A 16,533-nucleotide genomic window follows, 5' to 3' on the forward strand; every position below is an offset into this window, starting at 1 on the left:
TCGCGAGGTTGGGTTCGCGTTCGGCGTGAGATCGAAAATACTCGGGGTTGGATGTCTGAAACATTGAAGGTGGAGCCAGATCACTTGGAGACGGCGGCCACGAAGTTGCGAAAACTAGCCGAGGATAACGCGCAGACCAGCGCATACCTGAAGCAGTGGCTCGATCTGCCGGGCTCGGAGGGCGGTTTGGTGCTGCGTGGTGTGATCGGTGTAATTCAGGAAGCATTGACGAAACTACAGTCGAACTATGAACGACTGGGCTCGGTTACCAACGAGTCGTCGAGTGAAATCGCTAAAGCGGCGAAAATGTACCGATCAACCGACCGCAGTTTCGCCGAGGCCCTGGATCGCGCATATGCGAAAGATGGTGGAAGGTGAGCCAGGCGCCGATCGAAAAGCTCACGACACCGCAGCCCAAAGACCCTGTTCCGGACATGGTTGAGCTCGCTACCAATGCCAATGCGGTCTCCCCGGCGTACTGGTTGGACGGCATCATCAAAACCATCACCGGCTGGGACGCACTGAGCACGATCACAGATTATGTCGCGGGGGACTGGGCTGCGATACAAAAGGCGGGAATCGCGATTGAGAATCTTGCCAAATACAACACCGGTTACGCGACGAGTATCGATGCGGCGATCAAAGAGTTCGAAACCTCATGGCGTGGAAACGCCGCCGAGAGTGCCCGTGAGTACTTCAAATCACTCAACGATGGGCTGAACAAGCAGGTCGATCCTCTGGAAGGCGTCGCGGATAAGATCAAGGCATTCGCGCTCTCGTCATATGCTCTGGCACAGACGATATCGGGCTTGGTGCAGACCCTGTTCGATTACGCAGCCATGTGGGCCATCAAGCAAGCAGCGGTCGCCGCATTGAGCGCCACTGTCGCCGGTGCGCCGGCCGCCGCGGCGATGGAGGCGGCAGCAGCCCTGGACGCGGCGCGAATGATCAAGACATGGATCGATATCTGGAGCAAACTCGGACTGATGTGGGCCGGGGCCGAGGGGGTGATCGGCCTGATTTCGGCCGGGATCAACGGCGCCATCGACTCAGCCGACCTGCCTGCTATCAAAGCCGCCGGCTACGACCATCCTGGAGTCTCATGACCACCCCGGAACGTATTCTCGATGTAGCTCGCGGCGATGCCGCCGTGTCGCGTCAACTATCCGATGCCCTGCGACTACTCGCTGCGAAAAGTACCGATCCAGCGCTGAAGGATCAGATCGGTGCGGTTTTGTCGGGCAGGGTCGGGGTTCGTGATTTCGCCCGCACCGACGCGTTCAACCAGACGCTTGATCGAGTCATGCCGGCCGCGCTGGAGAAATATCAGGCCATGTCCGAGGAGCAACGTCAACGGCTGGCCGAACAAGGTGAGCAGGAGTTGGAGCGGTACCGTGCGGAATTGGTCGAGCGGTCGCCGGTTCAGGCTCCCGATGTTCAATCACCGTCACCCGAATCATCCCGTCAGGGAACATTCACCAGTAATCAGGATGATTCGACTGGGCGGCTGATACCGGGGACGCGTAAACCTAACCGCGATCAGATCGTCACGCCCGACGAGCCGGACGACGATGATCTGTATTTCCAGGATCGTCGGCGACGCGGATGGCTGGAGTAACGCGGGAGGTGACGGTCGCTGTTCGGGCTGATGCCGAATCCGGACATGCATCGATGGAGTTGTGTCGACCGTTGCCTGCGATGTGCAGTAGGCATGGGTTAACCGCGGTCGAACGCCGACCGGATTTCGTGGGATTCCACTGGGACGGCCGGGTGCGAGTGCAAAGCACATTCGGTTCGACGCTTGTCCATGCGGTGCGTCGATTCCGCCGTGTGCCGCCCGGCACGGCCACCGAACTCTTCGGCGAGTGGCCGATCTGTGCGCGATGCGTTCGGCAGCGGCGATGGCTGCGCTCGATCGGCCTTACTCTGATACTTGCGGGTGCCATTCCATTGGCCGGATTGATGGTGGGCGCCTATCTCGGGTTCCTGTCCCCGCTGCGGTCGCCGCTCGTAGGCATATTGCTTATCCCGGTCTGGTTTCCGGGAATGGTCGGGTTGGCCTGCGCGGCCATCGACCGGGCGACCAGATACGTCCGCATCGAACCGATCACCGACGATGCGGCGATCGTGATTCGGGCGCACCCGCGTTTCGCCGAAGCGGTAGCGGCCCAGGGCCTTCCATAAGCCGTTGCAATTGCCACCGCTGCAGCCGCTCACCCGGCCCGACTACGCCGGGCCGAAGGTCTGGCGAAAGTTCGAGGTCAGGAGAAGAAGTAATTCTTACGGCTATATGGCATATGGATAGAATCGAGTCTTCCTGCATCCCAGACGTCCTCGTCTTCGCTGAGACTGAGGTCGCCGTCACGCCGTAGGAGCCACAATTTTTCGGAGCCCTCCAGATACAGAAGAGCATCGCCCGGTACGCGTCCCAGCAGCCCGGCGACAATTTTTACCAGATCATCGCCCTGGGTCGACGTCGGGGAATTCTTTCCGTATCTGAATCTTGCGAATAACGTCGGTGAGAATCCGAAGTCTTCCGCTACTGGATCGCCCCAACGTGATGGTGTGGCCATGCCTACCTTGACCCAGGTTCCGAGATGAGTGCGGATACCGTCCGACTGCAATGCCACAGCGCTCGATTCGGTCTCGAGAATGTCCAAGGCGTTTGCTATATCGATCAAGGTGTCGGAAAACTCATCGACAGATACCTGCGTGGCTATCTTGAATACGTATTCCAACGCCATTCAATGCCTCCTTCTGGCTCGGCATCATGCCATTTCCGTCGACTTTGTCGAGGCGTCGACGGAATGTTAGCGGCGGAAAGGGTCTGAAGGTCGCGGCCCGCCGAATAGGGCTAAATTCGGGCCCAACCGGATCATCACCGATCACCTTCTTGCCCTCCGGTAATCGGAACCCGGCGCGAAGCTAGTCCCAGGGTTCTTTGTTTTTGTCGGCGAGGCGGGATTGGGCGCGGTCTATCCAGGTGGTGAAGGTTGCGGTCAGGTCGGGGACGGTGGTGGGGCGGACGGTGATGTGTTCGGCGCGTTGTTCGGTGTAGCGGCCGTCTTTGCTGATGTCGCGCCAGGTGAGGACATTCCACGGTTTGGTGTTCGCGTGGAAGGGGCCCGCGAGTAGGACGGCCGTGCCGCCGCCGTCGGTGGGGCGGTTGACCAGGCGTTGGTATTGCTCGCGCGGCGTGTTGCGGGCGACGTCCTCCATGTAGCCGTCGCGGCGGGGGCGCAGGTCGTCCGGGTGCAGCATGAGGGGTTTGCCGGATCCGGGCGGGCAGGCCGGGAGGCTCGCGGCCAGCCGGGAGGGCAGGCTCTCGGAACTGAAGGTGCGCACCCGGATCGGGCCGTAATCCGGGTCGGCGCCGTACTGGCTCATCACCACGGCGCCGAATCGGGTGCGCGCACCGACGATCCGGTATTCGCGGACATCGCCGGGACCGGTGCTGTTCTTGTGTTTGCTTGTGCCGCCGATGATTTCGATCCGCAGCTCGGCGCGACCGAGAGTATCGAGCGCGGCCTGGATCTCGTACCGTTCATCCCGGGAATAGCGGGCGTGCACGACCTTTCGGTGTGCCGCGAAACCGTCGCGGAATTCGAAGCGGCTCGTGTACTGCAGCGGGTCGGGGAACCGGTCGTAGGCGTCGCTGAACCACAGCGCCGCGAAATCGTCCGGATCCCAACTCCATTCGGCCATGCGTGCTCGTTCTCCTCGGTAATTCCAGATCGTCCCGTATACCGGTCGTTCAGGCGCGTCCCGGCATCACCTGGACGCGGCATCGGCGCCGGGGTGGGGCGTGGCCCCCGGCGCCTGGTGAAGCGAAAACCGCTGTGCCGCTCAGCCGTCCGTGAATTCCGGGTTCGTCCCGATCACACCGCCGGGCAGCGTCCTCGGCTGCTCGCCCAGCAGCTCCTCGGTATTCTCCCGGTTGATCAGGTAATCCGGGATCTTATGCTCTTTGTCGTCGTCGCCCTTACCGCGAGCCCCACCGGGCATGCCGAAGCCGCCCGCCGTACCCGCCGCCGCGGCGTTTCGCGCCGCCGCCGCTGCCGCCTGAGTCGCGGCGGGCGAACCCGGGAGACCCGGAATGTTCTGCCGCGGAGCCGGAGTCGTCGTCTTCGGCGCACCCGGAGTGGTGCCCGGACTCGGAGAGTTCGGCCTACCCGGAACATACGGGCTGGTCGTCGTCGGATTGACCGACGTCGGGCTCGTCTTCGTCGGATCGACACCCGTCGGTGTGGTGGGAGTCTTTGTGTTGGACGGGTTTTGAGTCGACGGATCCTGAGTGGTGGTCGGATTCGTCGACGTCGGGTTGGTCGACGGGTTATCCGTTCCCGGTTGCTTGCTCTTGTCGTTCTTGTCGGTGGTGCTTGGGCCCGGGTCGCCCGGAGTTTTGGGGCCAGGGGTGGTCTGCGGGCCGGGGGTGCTCGGGCCGGGGTCGCCCGATTGCTGCCAGTCCCATCCGCCGGGCGGGGCGTTAGGGATGTCGACCGGGTTGGTCGGGCTGCTCGGGGTGGGGAAAACCGGAATCTTGGCGTCTACGAGAGACATGGGCTTGACGTAGTCGTTCTCCATGGCCTCGCGGGCTTCTGATTGTTTCTCCGACTTCTCGGCGTTTTTGCCCCAGCTCCACGGGTTGTACCAGTGCTGGTCGCCCGAAACCAGGCCGGGTACTTTCGATTTGGTGGTACCGACCGCACTGGAAGCATCGTCGACGCGGTCCTGCATTTCGGATATCGGGCCGCTCAACTCGTGTGCTTTTGCGACGTAGTTCTTGATGGCCTGCATTGCGAGTGGTGCGGCTTTTCCGCCTGTCCACGCGCTGTCGAGCGACTTCTGGATCGACCGGTCGAAGGTCTGGAGTCCTTGCTCCCAAATCGACCATGCCTCGGCGTACTTCTGGCCTAGACCAATCGCAATCGTATGTTGGGTCGGTTCAAATGTGTTGTGGATGTCCTTGTGGCTCCAGCTATATGGATTCTCGCCACCGCCTGGAATCTTCGGGCCCTCGTATTCGGTCATTTGTGGGGCCTCGAAGCCAGAGCCGGAGTATCGACCTTCGGGCGAGTGTCAGCCGCCTCGTTCGCGGTTTTGAACGCGGCCGCGAAGTTGGCATCCGATTCGACCATGCGGTCGCGAACGGTGCGGTGCGCCGTCTGAATGTCTTCGACAATCTTCAGGTGCTGGTCCATGATCTGATAGAGGCTATTCGGGTCGTTCAGCGCCTTGTCTCTGAACCGATTGACGAGAGTGTCGCTGGATACCAGTTGCCGAGTGCCCTCTCCGTTTCCCCAGCCGCTTTGTTCGCCGAGGCCCCAGACGTCGTGAGACGCGATATCCTGTGCCTTCAGTTGGACGTTTCTGATCGCATCCTTGAAGGCTTCGCAGTCACGATCAATGTTTACGAAATCCTCGGCAGACAGCTTGATAGCTATGTGCCCGTCCTGCGCCTCTTTGAGGATGTTCGCCAACGGTCGAGGTGTTTGTGTGGTGTCGTCGCTCATTTCGGTTCCCTCCCGACGATACGGTTCAAGATGACGATCAGGCTCCGACTGGGAGTGTCGGAACAATTTTTTCGGCCAACGTCTTTGCGATGTCGCACGAGTCGAGGTTCCGAGTTGTTGACGACTGGCTCGGCGGATTGTTTACGTTGACGTCGAGACTTCCACCTTTCATCTCGACATTTACGGTGCACGAATCCTTGATGTTCGGCCCTTTGAACTGGCGGGTCGAAATCGCCTTACGGCCGTCGACGGTGAATTCGGCTGCCTCTGGGAATTTTTGGTCCCTCACCGCATCCACCGTGGCGTTTGTAACCCTGATGATCGTGCCGTACCCGCCACTATGTCTGTAACTGCAGCCACGCCACAGAAAATGGCCACTGCTGATATCCTCGGGGCCGATGATCTTGAGCTGTTCCGAATCCAGCACACTCTGCGGGATGTCCTTGCAGGTGTTGTAGCCGGATGGCACGTCAGGAGCCGGGCTTGCTGATGACGCTGTCTTGTCGCCATTAGCAGTAGGTTCTGGGTTGCCGTCCTTCGATGACCCGCACCCCGCGAGCACGAACACTGCACCCAGCGCTAGGGCTGCCAGCCGCGCAGAATTCGACCTACTCGTCATCGATTTCCCTACACGCCGGTACCAGCTGCTGGCCTGCCGGGGCTGGACCGGCATTTCCGCCCCCTCAGACTTGCCAACCTTACGTCAGCTCATGCAGACGCTACCGGTGGGTCTATGGGCTTGCAAGCATACGGCTGTGCAGGTTAAGGCAGGTTTCGTACCAGTTGGCCGCACCTGCTGTCCGACAACCGGGCGATCAAACGATTGCCCGGATCGCCCCAGTCGTCGGGACAGCAGTGCAGGGTCTCAAAAGTCGTGGCATTCGTTAGCAGATTGACCTGGTTGTTTCTGGTTTGTCTCACGCGGCGGCGGGCGATGTTCGTCTCAGTTCTATGGCACTTCTTCGGTTCGCCGCCAATGCGATTTCCCGGGCCGTGGGGTGACTTCCGCGGTTGCGGAAGTTGTCACGGTCGGCTGGCGAAGCTCTCGCTCCCGCGCCGCACAGACACGCAATCATGTTGTGCGGGTGGCGAAGTCGATCAGGGCTCGGTTGACCTGCTCCGGGCGTTCCTGCTGGATGAAGTGGCCGGCTCCGTCGAGGGTGATCATCTGTAGGTTTGGAACCCAGATTCGCATCGGTTCGGTCGGCATGAACGTCCGGACTATGTCCTCGGTGCCCGTGATGAATAGCGCGGGCATCAGCACCTTCTGGTCGGCGAAGCGTGCGCTGAGCTGCCAGTTGCGGTCGAAGTTGCGGTAGTAGGACAGGCCGCCGGAGAAGCCGGTGCGAGTGAAGTCGAGCACGGCGGCAGCCAGTTCTTCCTCGCTGAGCCAGTCGGGTCGCGGGGGCATCGCGCCGCTCCGGGCCCACGCGCGGGTCCAGTTACCCTCGGTCAAGAGGGTCCTGCGGACGTCGCGGGTGAGGATTTTCTCGGCGATTCCAGGCTCTTGGAACAGCAATAGGTAGTGCTCTGGTCCGAGTGTTGCCCGCAGCACGGCGGTGGGTGGTTGTGTCGGCCGCGGTGCGAACGGGACACTGAGCGCCGCTACCGCCCGGACGCGGTCGGGATTCGCTCTGGCCAGGTGCCACACCATCGTCGCGCCTATGTCGTGGCCGACGAAGATCGCCGACCGCTCGCCGATATGGTCGAGTAGGCCGGTCAGATCGGCCGCGATGGTGTCGGCGTCGTAGGCGGCGGGGTCGTCCGGGATGGTCGAGCGGCCGTACCCGCGCATATCGGGTGCCAGCACCCGGAAGCCCGCGGCGGCGAGTGCGGGGATTTGGTGGGTCCATCCCGCCGACGTCTGCGGAAAGCCGTGCACCAGCACTATCGCCGGCCCCTCGCCTGCTGCATGGAAGTGCAGATCGATCCCGTTCACATGTGCTGTTGATGTCTCCACACATCGAAACGGTAAGCAGCTGCGTATGATCTGTCAATGCATACAATCAGTGATTGTGATCTTTGCGCTGAAGCCCGCCAACACCTCGCGAAGATGTTCGGCAGGCTCGAGCGTGCCGACAACGTTTCGCCTCGTTCAGGGTGGCGAGAACACTGCTCGCAGAGACCTTTTCGTCGTCGGCTGCCGAGCCGTTATCGGCCGGGACGACCTACCTCAACAGCCTCGCCGTCAGAGATCGCTCACGGAATGCGGACCTTTACAACATCGAAAGAGACCGCTCGCGCGGACCACGACGTCCTCGCTGCCGTGCTCGCCAACCGAATCCTCCTGCACTGGACCACGCCTGGCGACGATCATCCACCACCGGTGAGTGCAGGAGCGGAATCTCAAAACCGTGGCGGATCCGCCATGTCACCGCCACATTCTGAGATTCCGCCACGCGTTTCGAGACCCTACAAGCAGGCGGTTGTCCACATCAGCGCCGGTCGAACCTGCCAGCACCGATATCCGCGACGAACTCATCCCACCGGGTTGCGGAGAAGACGAGAGTTGGCCCGTCCGGGTTCTTCGAGTCGCGCATCCCGACCAGACTCCGGCCGAGGAACGCGACCTCGACACAGTCTTGGCTGGGGCTGCTGTGGCTGCTCTTGAACCACATCACGGACGAATCGTTTCTATTCATACCGCGTACTCCCTCGCGATCTTGCGGATGAGTGTGCGGCTTCGCGACTCATCCAACGACGAACGTTGAAGTTCGGCGTATGCCCTTTGGAACTGGCGTACCTCCTCGGTCTTCTCAAGGTACAGCCCACCGGTGAAGCCCTGCACGTAGACGATCGGCGGCTCGGTGAGACGTGCCGTTGGGTGCCTAGGGAATTCGAGGATGACGAATGGTCCGATAACCAATCCCAGATACGCTTCTTTGCCGAGTGGAACGATCCGGATGGAGACATTCTCCAGCTCGCCGAGCCGGAGAAGGTGCTTCAGCTGATCGGCCATGACAGCCGGTCCGCCGATCGCCCGGCGCAAGGCCGACTCGTCGATGATGGCTTCCACAGTCAGGCGGTTGGTGGAACTCGTCAGCCGAACCGTGCGCTGCGCGAGCATCTCGATACGTCGCTCGACCTCGACTGTCGTAAAGGTGGGGGATTCCACCCAGACCATCGCGCGGCGATACTCATCCGTCTGCAAGAGCCCCGGCAGAAGTACGTTCTGATACGAAAACAGTTTCTTCGCAGCCTCTTCCAGTCCGATGAACGCGTCGAACCAATCGGGAATGAGGTCGCCGTATGCCTGCCACCACCCGGTGCGTTTGGTTTCCTCGGTCAACCCGAGAAGCACATTCGTCTTCTTCTCGGTCGCACCGTACATCTGACACAACCGCTCGATGAACAGCGGATTCAACCGCACCTCCTGCCCGGTCTCCATCCGCCAAAGCGTCTGTTTGGCAACGCCTATCGCCTGCCGGGCGGCATCGGCGCTCACCCCGGATTTCTCTCTGAGATCGCGCAACTGGCGGCCCAGCATGCGGCGCGGGAGGGTCGAACCTGTCGGTGTCACGACGAATCCCCTTTCGTAGTCTCACTAGTCAGTTGCGTTCGTAACTGGAACCTCGCTGCGGGAACCATCGGAACTTTGCGACCATTCGGCCGGTTCCGTGTGTCGAAGAGATTCCTTGCCCCAATTACCGGTGCTCTACTGAACGCGCGCCCGGTCGCCATCGCAGAAAGTCCTGAAACCATATCCGCGCCAAAGGGTTCAGGTCCAGTGCGGTCGGGCGCGCCGCACTCGTTTCCGGCGCGGCACGAACAGATCTCCTAGGGGGCAGATATGGACGAACCAGCTTTCGCGGATACGCCGGCCACGCGCTGCGCCTACTATCGGCGCACCTGCGGCCTACCCGCCGGAATCCATCCGGAGGTCGGGCGGATCGTGGTGAAGGCGGGGGTGGTCGGCGGGATCACCATGCCCGCCCGGCTCGGTCAGCGGGTGCGCGACGAACTTCTTTTCCGGGGCCTGGCAATCGGCCCGATCGTGGCCCACATCCGTTCCCGCAGATGGACTTTCCTCTGCCGACCCGACCTCACCGTCGATACGGATCTGGCCGTCGAACTCTTCCGTCTCGACGTATCCATCGTCCCCTTGGGCGGTGAAATAGCTCTTCCGTCCCCGGCCGACTCCGCTACGGCCTACCGCACCTGGATCGTTCCCCCGCGCGACACCTTCCGTCCCTCGGCCGCCGTGATAGTCCGCGCCGCGCGCACCTGCGTCCGCGGAGCAGTTCGATGATCAATGCCGAAAATGACTGCACCGCAACCGAACTGATGTGCTCGCCAGCCGGTCGAACCTCCCGTCGAGACGGTGCCCACATGTCTGTACAACGCATCCGCGGCAACGAACGAGAGACGGATAATCGCAACGCATACCCGCGAGCCCATCTCGAAAATCCCGGAATGGCACATGGGATGCGATCCGGTTGGCGATTCGTCGGCTCGGGACGGGGGAGCGGTGAATAGCACCCTGCCAACGAGATACGAGGTGCTGCAAGCGTGCCGAGGTGAACTCGACTCCGATCATCCGCTCCTGGCGGCGGCGCGACAGCTGACCCGATGGCACGAACGACGGCTCGTCGCAGGCACTTCGGAATGCCCTGAATCGGCAAGCCGCAAGCCGGAGCCCGATCCGGCATCGCCGGTGACGGGATCGCCGTGCGGCGCCGCCGAATCCCGTGCGGACCTGATCACCCGCATCGACCGCTGGGCCGAAATCCATGTGCCGCCTGTCCGCGGCGCGGCATTCGTACACACCGAAACGCTGGGTTCGGTCCTGGACCGCCTCGCCTATCTGACCGCGCACGCCTATACCGCCCTGGCCGCGCACGACGAATGGGAGCTGTGGTTCCTGTGGGAGCGACTCGCCGAATTATCCTGCGCCTACGAGGATCTCGTCACCGAACTCGCCGCGGGCCGCCGCCGTCTTCCTGGCACGATGATCTGATGGTCCGCGGCCGCGCTCGCGACCTGAACCGATGGCAACGCTTTTCGGGGCATGTCCGGTTTCCGCGTGGCTGCGATGCTGAGTGCCCGGTCAGGAGTAAACGGGACGGATTGCCGGTCCGTGCGAACGGGGTGCGCATTGCGAAAGTTCTTCGGTGCCATATGTACGGCGCTGATAGTGGGTGCGGTCCTCGCCTTTCTCGGCGGACTGATCGCGGCCGTCATCGGCGTCTACGACGCATTCCAGGATCCCGGCGCGACTCCGACCTGCGACGGCAAACCCATGGTGCCGCATACGGAATGCGTCGAATACAAGAATGGTCAGCGGGTAAGCGTTACGTCCTACGAACAAGCCGTCAAGGACCAGCACGACAGTCGCGACAAGGGAATCGGGATGCTCGAGGTGGCCGGTGGGCTGCTCGTCGGCAGCGTCGTCGTCTTCTTCGGCTCCGCACGGATCGGCGAACGCCTGCTGAAAACCGCCGAACCCCAACCCGCGCCACTACCGGCGCCGCAACTCCCCACCGCGGCAACGAAAGAGATGCCCGCCCTCGCGAAACCGGCGCTCGCTCCGACCAAACAGTTGCCGGCGATCGCCACACACGACGACTACCGCCAACTTCTCACCATGGTGATGGGCAACCCCACCACTGCCGACCGCCTCATCGAATACGAACGCCGCAAATCCCCGACCGCAGACCGCGACACCCTGATCACCAGCGCGATCGAACAACTCCGTCGCGACCGGGAACGCCAGGGCTGAACTTCACCGCCCATCCTGATCGCTCAGCGATTTCGATCGGCATCGCGTTCGCGTTCCTGGTTAGAGATCTCGGCAAGCCAGGTGTCATCCCGGTCTCGCTCGATGAACCTGCGCCCCTCGGCCTCGATCTCTTCCGCGACAATGTCCAAGAGTTGGCCATCCTGGTGAGCCGCATATCGTTCTATGGCTCGTTGCAGCGCGCGGTTCACGATTACGCCCAACACCGCCCGCGCAGGCACATGCGGCCCGAGGTAGTGCCGCGCGATGTCAGTAGCCTGTGGCGTCAATATGGTATTGATCATGAAGGCTAACTCCTGGTAATCACGTGTGCCGGGAGTTGAATCCGCCAATGCGGCGTAGAGCTTTTCCCGAGAACGCTCTTCGGAGTCTCGAATCCGGGCGCTCGATTTCCGCTCGATCCGACCGCTGTAGACACCACGATCGGTCTCCGGCGAGTCGTCCTGCCGCATTGTTCGCGTTTCTCGGAAGTGGCGATTCAGATCGCGCGCAATATAGGCCAGTGCAAGCGTGTCGAACCTGGTTTCACCAGGGACGTAGTGATCCATTGCCTGCGCTATCGCCTGCCGGACCACTTGGTCGATTTCCGCTGTGTACTCACGTGGAGCGATACGCGCGCGAGCATAACGCTCAGCCTTCGGCATGAATGATTCGACAGTGGCGCGGCGTAAGGTGTCGTGTTCCGGCGTGCCTGGAATCGTTTTCATGAGTTCGGCGATGAGCGTAGACGTCTGCGGTTCGGCCGCGCGCTCGGTACGGCCTTCGTCCTGATGTGAACTGGGTTTCGCGCTTGCTTCACCCAAAGGTCCAGGTGCGATCGTTTCGGATTCGCAGGAGTGCCCCGTCGGGTCCGTCGAAGGCCCCGGATCCGTTGCCCGCGAATGGTATTCGTCGGCAGCGGTCCGCGTGAACATCGTCGACGTTCCCGCGAGCGCGGACAGTAGGCGACGGGCAACGGTACGGCCCTCGGGTGCGGCACCGGATGTGAACGCGGGCGTCGATCCCGCGAGCGCCGCCAGCAGATGACGCACGCCGAATCCGGTATTCCCATCGGGCGCAAAGGTTTTCGAAACCGGCGCGAAGGCGGGCGTAGAGCCCGCCAATGCGGCCAGCAGTCGGCGCGCGGTGTTCACTTCTTGCCGTCCTCGCCGGGCAGCAGCGATTCCGCATACGCGGCAATCTTCTTCACCACGACCGGTGCCCCCGCGCCGACGCCGAACGCGATCAGCCCGTTCGACACGATCAGGGTGGTCGCCAGGGCGGCCGTAGTCGCCGTCGCGACGCCGAGATTGATCAGGATCGAGACCAGATACACGCCCCCGCCCGGCCCGCGCGGCCGGATCCACGGCCAGCCCTTCACCCGGCGACTCGCCTCCAGGAAGACGACACCGCTGTTGGTAGCCGCACCGACCAATCCCCACACGGCGTATTGCCATGGCATGCCACGACGATACGGCGATGTGGCCCCGGACTACGCGGTTTCGGCGCGGCCGCGCGGCCGGGATGTGGCGAACGTGACGTGCGATATCAGGTTCCCCCGGACGCCGACACCGGAAATCGGGGCGTACCCGGATAAAATGGTTAGTTAGACGAACCGGGTCCTGTGGTATGCGATGTGCGGTGAGTCGAGGCCGATCGATGCGAAACCGGGTCGATCGGGCGGTGTGACCGAGATGATTCGGTGACGTGGCCGAGACGAAGCGAGGAGGTGGGCCGAATGTCGAGCACCGAGGATCGGCGCTTCGAAGTTCTGCGCGCGATCGTCGCCGACTATGTCGCGACCAAGGAGCCGATCGGCTCGAAAACCCTTGTGGAGCGCCACAATCTGGGTGTTTCCAGCGCGACCATCCGCAACGATATGGCGGTGCTGGAGGCCGAGGGCTACATCACCCAGCCGCACACCAGCTCAGGACGGGTCCCCACCGACAAGGGGTATCGCCAATTCGTCGACCGCATCGCCGCCGATGTGAAGCCGCTGTCGGCGGCCGAGCGGCGGGCGATCATGCAGTTCCTGGAATCGGGTGTGGACCTCGATGATGTGCTGCGCCGGGGCGTTCGCCTGTTGGCCCAGCTCACCAGGCAGGTCGCGGTGGTGCAGTATCCGACGGTGTCGGCCTCGACGGTCCGGCATATCGAGGTGGTCGCGCTCAACCCGGCCCGGCTGCTGCTCGTGGTGATCACCGACACCGGCCGCGTCGACCAGCGGCTGGTGGAACTCGGCGCGCTCGTCGACGACGACGATCTGGCCGCCCTGCGCGCCATGCTCGGCACCGCGATGGACGGCAAACGGCTGGCCGCGGCCTCGGCGGCGGTCGCCGAACTGCCGGAGCGGGCCCCGCAACCGCTGCGCGACGTGCTGATCCGGGTGTCGACGGTGCTGGTGGAGACGCTGGTCGAACATCCGGAGGAGCGGCTCGTGCTCGGCGGCACCGCGAACCTCACCCGCAACGCGGCCGATTTCGGTTTCCCCGGTTCGCTGCGCGCGGTGCTGGAGGCGCTGGAGGAGCAGGTCGTTGTGCTCAAACTGCTGGCAGCGACCCAGAATCCCGGCACTGTCACCGTGCGGATCGGCGAGGAAACACAGGTGGAGCAGATGCGCAACACCTCCGTGGTCTCCACCGGGTACGGCTCGGCTGGCGCCGTGCTCGGCGGAATGGGTGTGCTCGGCCCCACCCGGATGGACTACCCGGGAACAATCGCCTCGGTCGCGGCCGTTGCCCGTTATATCGGTGAGGTGCTCGCCGAACGCTGACCGGTCTCGCTGCTAGCCTGTAACCCCGGCCGGATAAAGTTGAGTGCATCCGACTAATGTTGGTCGGTCGGCGTGGTGCAGGCACACCAGTCGGAACTGTGGAGAGCGACCAAGGACTAGAGAACTCAAGTGGCACGGGACTACTACGGACTGCTCGGCGTTTCCAAAAACGCGACCGACCAGGAACTCAAGCGCGCGTACCGCAAGCTGGCACGGGAGCTCCACCCCGACGTGAATCCGGACGAGGCGGCGCAGGCCCGCTTCAAGGAGGTGTCCACCGCCTACGAGGTGCTCACCGATCCGGAGAAGCGGCGCATCGTCGACATGGGTGGGGATCCGCTGGAATCCGGCGCGGGCGCGGGCGGTTTCACCGGTGCCGGCTTCGGCGGCCTCGGCGATGTTTTCGAGGCGTTCTTCGGCGGCATGAGCGGGGGCGGCGGTGGCCAGCGCAAGCCGCGCGGCCGGGTGCAGCCCGGCGCCGACTCGCTGATCCGCACCCGGTTGAGCCTGGCCGAATGCGCGGTCGGCGTCACCAAACACCTCACCGTCGACACCGCGATCCTCTGCGATGTGTGTCAGGGCGCGGGCACCAACGGCAATTCGAAGCCGGTGCGCTGCGAAACCTGCGGCGGCGCAGGCGAAGTGCAGTCGGTGCAGCGGTCCTTCCTGGGCCAGGTGCTCACCTCGCGGCCGTGTCCGACCTGTCGCGGCGCGGGGGAGACCATCCCGGATCCCTGCCACAAGTGCGGCGGCGACGGTCGGGTGCGAGCGCGCCGGGAGATCGCCGCGCCGATTCCGGCCGGTGTCGCGAACGGTATGCGGGTGCGGCTGGCCGCGCAGGGCGAGGTCGGCCCCGGCGGCGGCCACGCGGGCGACCTGTACGTGGAGATCGTCGAGCAGCCGCACGACGTATTCGTCCGCGACGGCGACGATCTGCACTGCACCGTGCGCGTCCCGATGGTGGACGCCGCGCTCGGCACCACCGTGGTGATCGACACCATCCTGGACGGGCCCACCGAACTGACCATCGCGCCGGGCACCCAGCCGGGCGAGGTCTCGGTGCTACGTGGCCACGGCATGCCGCGGCTGCGTTCCGGTGCGCGCGGAGATCTGTTGGCGCACTTGGACATCGTGATCCCGACTAAACTCGACGGCAAGCAGACCGAACTGCTGCGCAAGTACAAGGGCCTGCGTGAGCGGGAGCGGGCCGAGGTGATGTCGGCGCAGTCCGAACACAACAGCGGGCTGTTCGCGCGGCTGCGCGCCTCGTTCAGCGGGCGCTGAAATCCTTGGCCGCCACGGTTTTCTACCTCGACGAGATACCCGCCGTAGGTTCGGTCGCTGTCCTGGACGGACCCGAGGGGCGGCACGCGGCGACCGTGCGGCGGATCCGGGTCGGCGAGCCGATCACGCTGTCCGACGGCCGCGGCCTGCTCGCCACATCGGAGGTGGTGGCGACGGCCAAGGACCGGCTCGACCTGCGGGTGCTGGATCGGGTTGTCGCACAACCGGTTTCGCCGTCGGTGACGGTGGTGCAGGCGCTGCCGAAATCCGATCGGTCGGAGCTGGCCGTCGAATTGATGACCGAGGCGGGGGCCGACCGGATCGTGCCGTGGCAGGCGTCGCGGTGCATATCGAACTGGGAGAGCAAGGCGCGCAAGGGCGTCGAGAAGTGGCGGCTCGCCGCGCGCTCGGCCGCTCGGCAGTCGCGGCGCGCATACATACCCGATGTACTCGACCTGCACGCCACCCGGGACGTTATCGCGATGGTTCGTGACGTGGTCGGCCGCGGCGGAATCGCGGTGGCGCTGCACGAATCCGGCGCGGCGAGGTTCACCGAGCTGCCGTTCGACAAGGTCGCCGAGATCCTGCTCATCGTGGGTCCCGAAGGGGGACTGGATGATTCGGAACTTGACGCGTTCACCGAGCCGGGCGCTTCGGTAACCCTTTTGGGCCCAACGGTTTTGCGGACGTCGACGGCCGCCGCGGTGGCACTCGGGGCATTGGGTGCGCTGACGCCGCGCTGGTGAGGCTCGGCGTATGCGGCGGGACCGCTTTACCTGGTAGGTAATCGACTTCGACCGGGATGCGAGCCAGGCTGCGGGTATGGCTACGAACACGGATTCGCGGTTGGGTTCGGCGTTGCGGGGGTTGGCTTTCGGGCGGATCGCGCTCGGGGTGGTTTCGCTCGCGGCACCGAGGGGCACGGCTCGCCTCTTCGGGATTCGACCTACACCCGAATTGACCTATATGACAAGGATTTTCGGTGCACGGGCGATAGCGCTCGGCCTCGGGTATCTCGGGGCCTCCGAGACCGAGCGGGTGCGGTTGCAGCGGCTCGCGCTCATGGTGGACGTCATCGACACCGTGCACGGCGCGGCACATTTGGTGCGCGGTGACGTGCCACGGCCGATCGCGCTCAGCATGGTCGGGATGACCGGCGGCTATATGGCCGTCGGGGCAGCGAGATTCGCGCTCGACCTGCGCCCAGGGGCGGATGCGGGGCGGGACAGCGGCGATTAGTCTGTCTG

General features: G+C 63.6%; 21 protein-coding genes. 11 read left to right on the top strand and 10 right to left on the bottom strand.

Annotation, left to right across the window (positions count from 1 at the left end):
- The first annotated feature begins 51 nt into the window (after positions 1-51).
- The 4 genes from F5544_RS12430 to F5544_RS12445 all read left to right on the top strand — a co-directional run bounded on the left by F5544_RS12430 (position 52) and on the right by F5544_RS12445 (position 2,184).
- Entirely contained in the window at positions 52-378 is a 327-nt protein-coding gene (locus F5544_RS12430) for a type VII secretion target (RefSeq protein WP_167473338.1), read from the top strand.
- Positions 375-1,106 carry a hypothetical protein gene (locus F5544_RS12435; RefSeq protein WP_167473339.1) on the top strand — a complete coding sequence of 244 codons (732 nt, stop codon included), beginning with the start codon at positions 375-377 and terminating at the stop codon, positions 1,104-1,106. Before F5544_RS12430 ends, F5544_RS12435 begins: the two co-directional genes overlap by 4 nt.
- Positions 1,103-1,618: a hypothetical protein gene (locus F5544_RS12440; protein WP_167473340.1), complete on the top strand. Its 516-nt coding sequence runs from the start codon at positions 1,103-1,105 to the stop codon at positions 1,616-1,618. Before F5544_RS12435 ends, F5544_RS12440 begins: the two co-directional genes overlap by 4 nt.
- Before the next feature lie 152 nt (positions 1,619-1,770).
- Positions 1,771-2,184, top strand: coding sequence for a hypothetical protein (locus F5544_RS12445; RefSeq protein ID WP_167473341.1), 414 nt, complete (start codon positions 1,771-1,773; stop codon positions 2,182-2,184).
- 77 nt (positions 2,185-2,261) lie between these two features.
- Here the strand turns inward: F5544_RS12445 and F5544_RS12450 are convergent, their stop codons facing one another.
- The 8 genes from F5544_RS12450 to F5544_RS12485 all read right to left on the bottom strand — a co-directional run bounded on the left by F5544_RS12450 (position 2,262) and on the right by F5544_RS12485 (position 9,033).
- The gene (locus F5544_RS12450; RefSeq protein WP_167473342.1) at positions 2,262-2,744 is read right to left on the bottom strand and encodes a SitI3 family protein; all 483 of its coding nucleotides are present in this window, start codon (positions 2,742-2,744) and stop codon (positions 2,262-2,264) included.
- A 181-nt stretch (positions 2,745-2,925) separates the two neighbouring features.
- Entirely contained in the window at positions 2,926-3,705 is a 780-nt protein-coding gene (locus F5544_RS12455; RefSeq protein WP_167473343.1) for an ESX secretion-associated protein EspG, read from the bottom strand.
- A gap of 141 nt (positions 3,706-3,846) precedes the next feature.
- Entirely contained in the window at positions 3,847-5,031 is a 1,185-nt protein-coding gene (locus F5544_RS12460) for a hypothetical protein (RefSeq protein ID WP_167473344.1), read from the bottom strand.
- Positions 5,028-5,513: a hypothetical protein gene (locus F5544_RS12465; protein ID WP_167473345.1), complete on the bottom strand. Its 486-nt coding sequence runs from the start codon at positions 5,511-5,513 to the stop codon at positions 5,028-5,030. The genes F5544_RS12460 and F5544_RS12465 overlap by 4 nt, the downstream gene beginning before the upstream one ends.
- Positions 5,514-5,550: 37 nt before the next feature.
- Positions 5,551-6,132, bottom strand: a complete 582-nt coding sequence (locus tag F5544_RS12470) for a DUF3558 domain-containing protein (protein ID WP_167473346.1) — start codon at positions 6,130-6,132, stop codon at positions 5,551-5,553.
- A 453-nt stretch (positions 6,133-6,585) separates the two neighbouring features.
- Positions 6,586-7,473, bottom strand: a complete 888-nt coding sequence (locus tag F5544_RS12475) for an alpha/beta fold hydrolase (RefSeq protein WP_167473347.1) — start codon at positions 7,471-7,473, stop codon at positions 6,586-6,588.
- A 475-nt stretch (positions 7,474-7,948) separates the two neighbouring features.
- Positions 7,949-8,155, bottom strand: a complete 207-nt coding sequence (locus F5544_RS12480) for a DUF397 domain-containing protein (protein WP_167473348.1) — start codon at positions 8,153-8,155, stop codon at positions 7,949-7,951.
- Positions 8,152-9,033, bottom strand: coding sequence for a helix-turn-helix domain-containing protein (locus tag F5544_RS12485; RefSeq protein ID WP_174867324.1), 882 nt, complete (start codon positions 9,031-9,033; stop codon positions 8,152-8,154). Before F5544_RS12485 ends, F5544_RS12480 begins: the two co-directional genes overlap by 4 nt.
- A 270-nt stretch (positions 9,034-9,303) precedes the next feature.
- On the opposite strand from F5544_RS12485, the gene F5544_RS12490 reads away from it, so the two are divergent.
- From F5544_RS12490 to F5544_RS12500, 3 genes are all read left to right on the top strand, one after another.
- Positions 9,304-9,762 carry a DNA-directed RNA polymerase subunit beta gene (locus F5544_RS12490; protein ID WP_167473349.1) on the top strand — a complete coding sequence of 153 codons (459 nt, stop codon included), beginning with the start codon at positions 9,304-9,306 and terminating at the stop codon, positions 9,760-9,762.
- 219 nt (positions 9,763-9,981) lie between these two features.
- On the top strand, positions 9,982-10,470 hold the full coding sequence (locus tag F5544_RS12495) for a DUF4254 domain-containing protein (protein WP_238847211.1): 489 nt from the start codon (positions 9,982-9,984) through the stop codon (positions 10,468-10,470).
- Between the two features lie 177 nt (positions 10,471-10,647).
- Complete coding sequence (locus tag F5544_RS12500; protein ID WP_167473351.1) at positions 10,648-11,232, top strand: hypothetical protein; 585 nt, start codon at positions 10,648-10,650, stop codon at positions 11,230-11,232.
- A 23-nt stretch (positions 11,233-11,255) separates the two neighbouring features.
- On the opposite strand, the gene F5544_RS12505 is transcribed toward F5544_RS12500, so the two are convergent.
- Together F5544_RS12505 and F5544_RS12510 are read right to left on the bottom strand one after the other, a co-directional pair.
- Positions 11,256-12,383 carry a hypothetical protein gene (locus F5544_RS12505; protein WP_167473352.1) on the bottom strand — a complete coding sequence of 376 codons (1,128 nt, stop codon included), beginning with the start codon at positions 12,381-12,383 and terminating at the stop codon, positions 11,256-11,258.
- Positions 12,380-12,691, bottom strand: coding sequence for a hypothetical protein (locus F5544_RS12510; RefSeq protein WP_167473353.1), 312 nt, complete (start codon positions 12,689-12,691; stop codon positions 12,380-12,382). Before F5544_RS12510 ends, F5544_RS12505 begins: the two co-directional genes overlap by 4 nt.
- A 276-nt stretch (positions 12,692-12,967) precedes the next feature.
- Between F5544_RS12510 and hrcA the strand changes: the two genes are divergently transcribed.
- The 4 genes from hrcA to F5544_RS12530 all read left to right on the top strand — a co-directional run bounded on the left by hrcA (position 12,968) and on the right by F5544_RS12530 (position 16,525).
- On the top strand, positions 12,968-14,002 hold the full coding sequence (hrcA, locus tag F5544_RS12515) for a heat-inducible transcriptional repressor HrcA (RefSeq protein WP_167473354.1): 1,035 nt from the start codon (positions 12,968-12,970) through the stop codon (positions 14,000-14,002).
- A 129-nt stretch (positions 14,003-14,131) separates the two neighbouring features.
- Positions 14,132-15,286, top strand: coding sequence for a molecular chaperone DnaJ (dnaJ, locus tag F5544_RS12520; RefSeq protein WP_167473355.1), 1,155 nt, complete (start codon positions 14,132-14,134; stop codon positions 15,284-15,286).
- A gap of 5 nt (positions 15,287-15,291) precedes the next feature.
- On the top strand, positions 15,292-16,032 hold the full coding sequence (locus F5544_RS12525; RefSeq protein ID WP_167473356.1) for a 16S rRNA (uracil(1498)-N(3))-methyltransferase: 741 nt from the start codon (positions 15,292-15,294) through the stop codon (positions 16,030-16,032).
- A gap of 76 nt (positions 16,033-16,108) precedes the next feature.
- Entirely contained in the window at positions 16,109-16,525 is a 417-nt protein-coding gene (locus F5544_RS12530; RefSeq protein ID WP_167473357.1) for a hypothetical protein, read from the top strand.
- Positions 16,526-16,533 lie beyond the last annotated feature (8 nt).

Origin of the sequence: Nocardia arthritidis (assembly GCF_011801145.1) — a bacterium.
GTDB lineage: Bacteria > Actinomycetota > Actinomycetes > Mycobacteriales > Mycobacteriaceae > Nocardia > Nocardia arthritidis_A.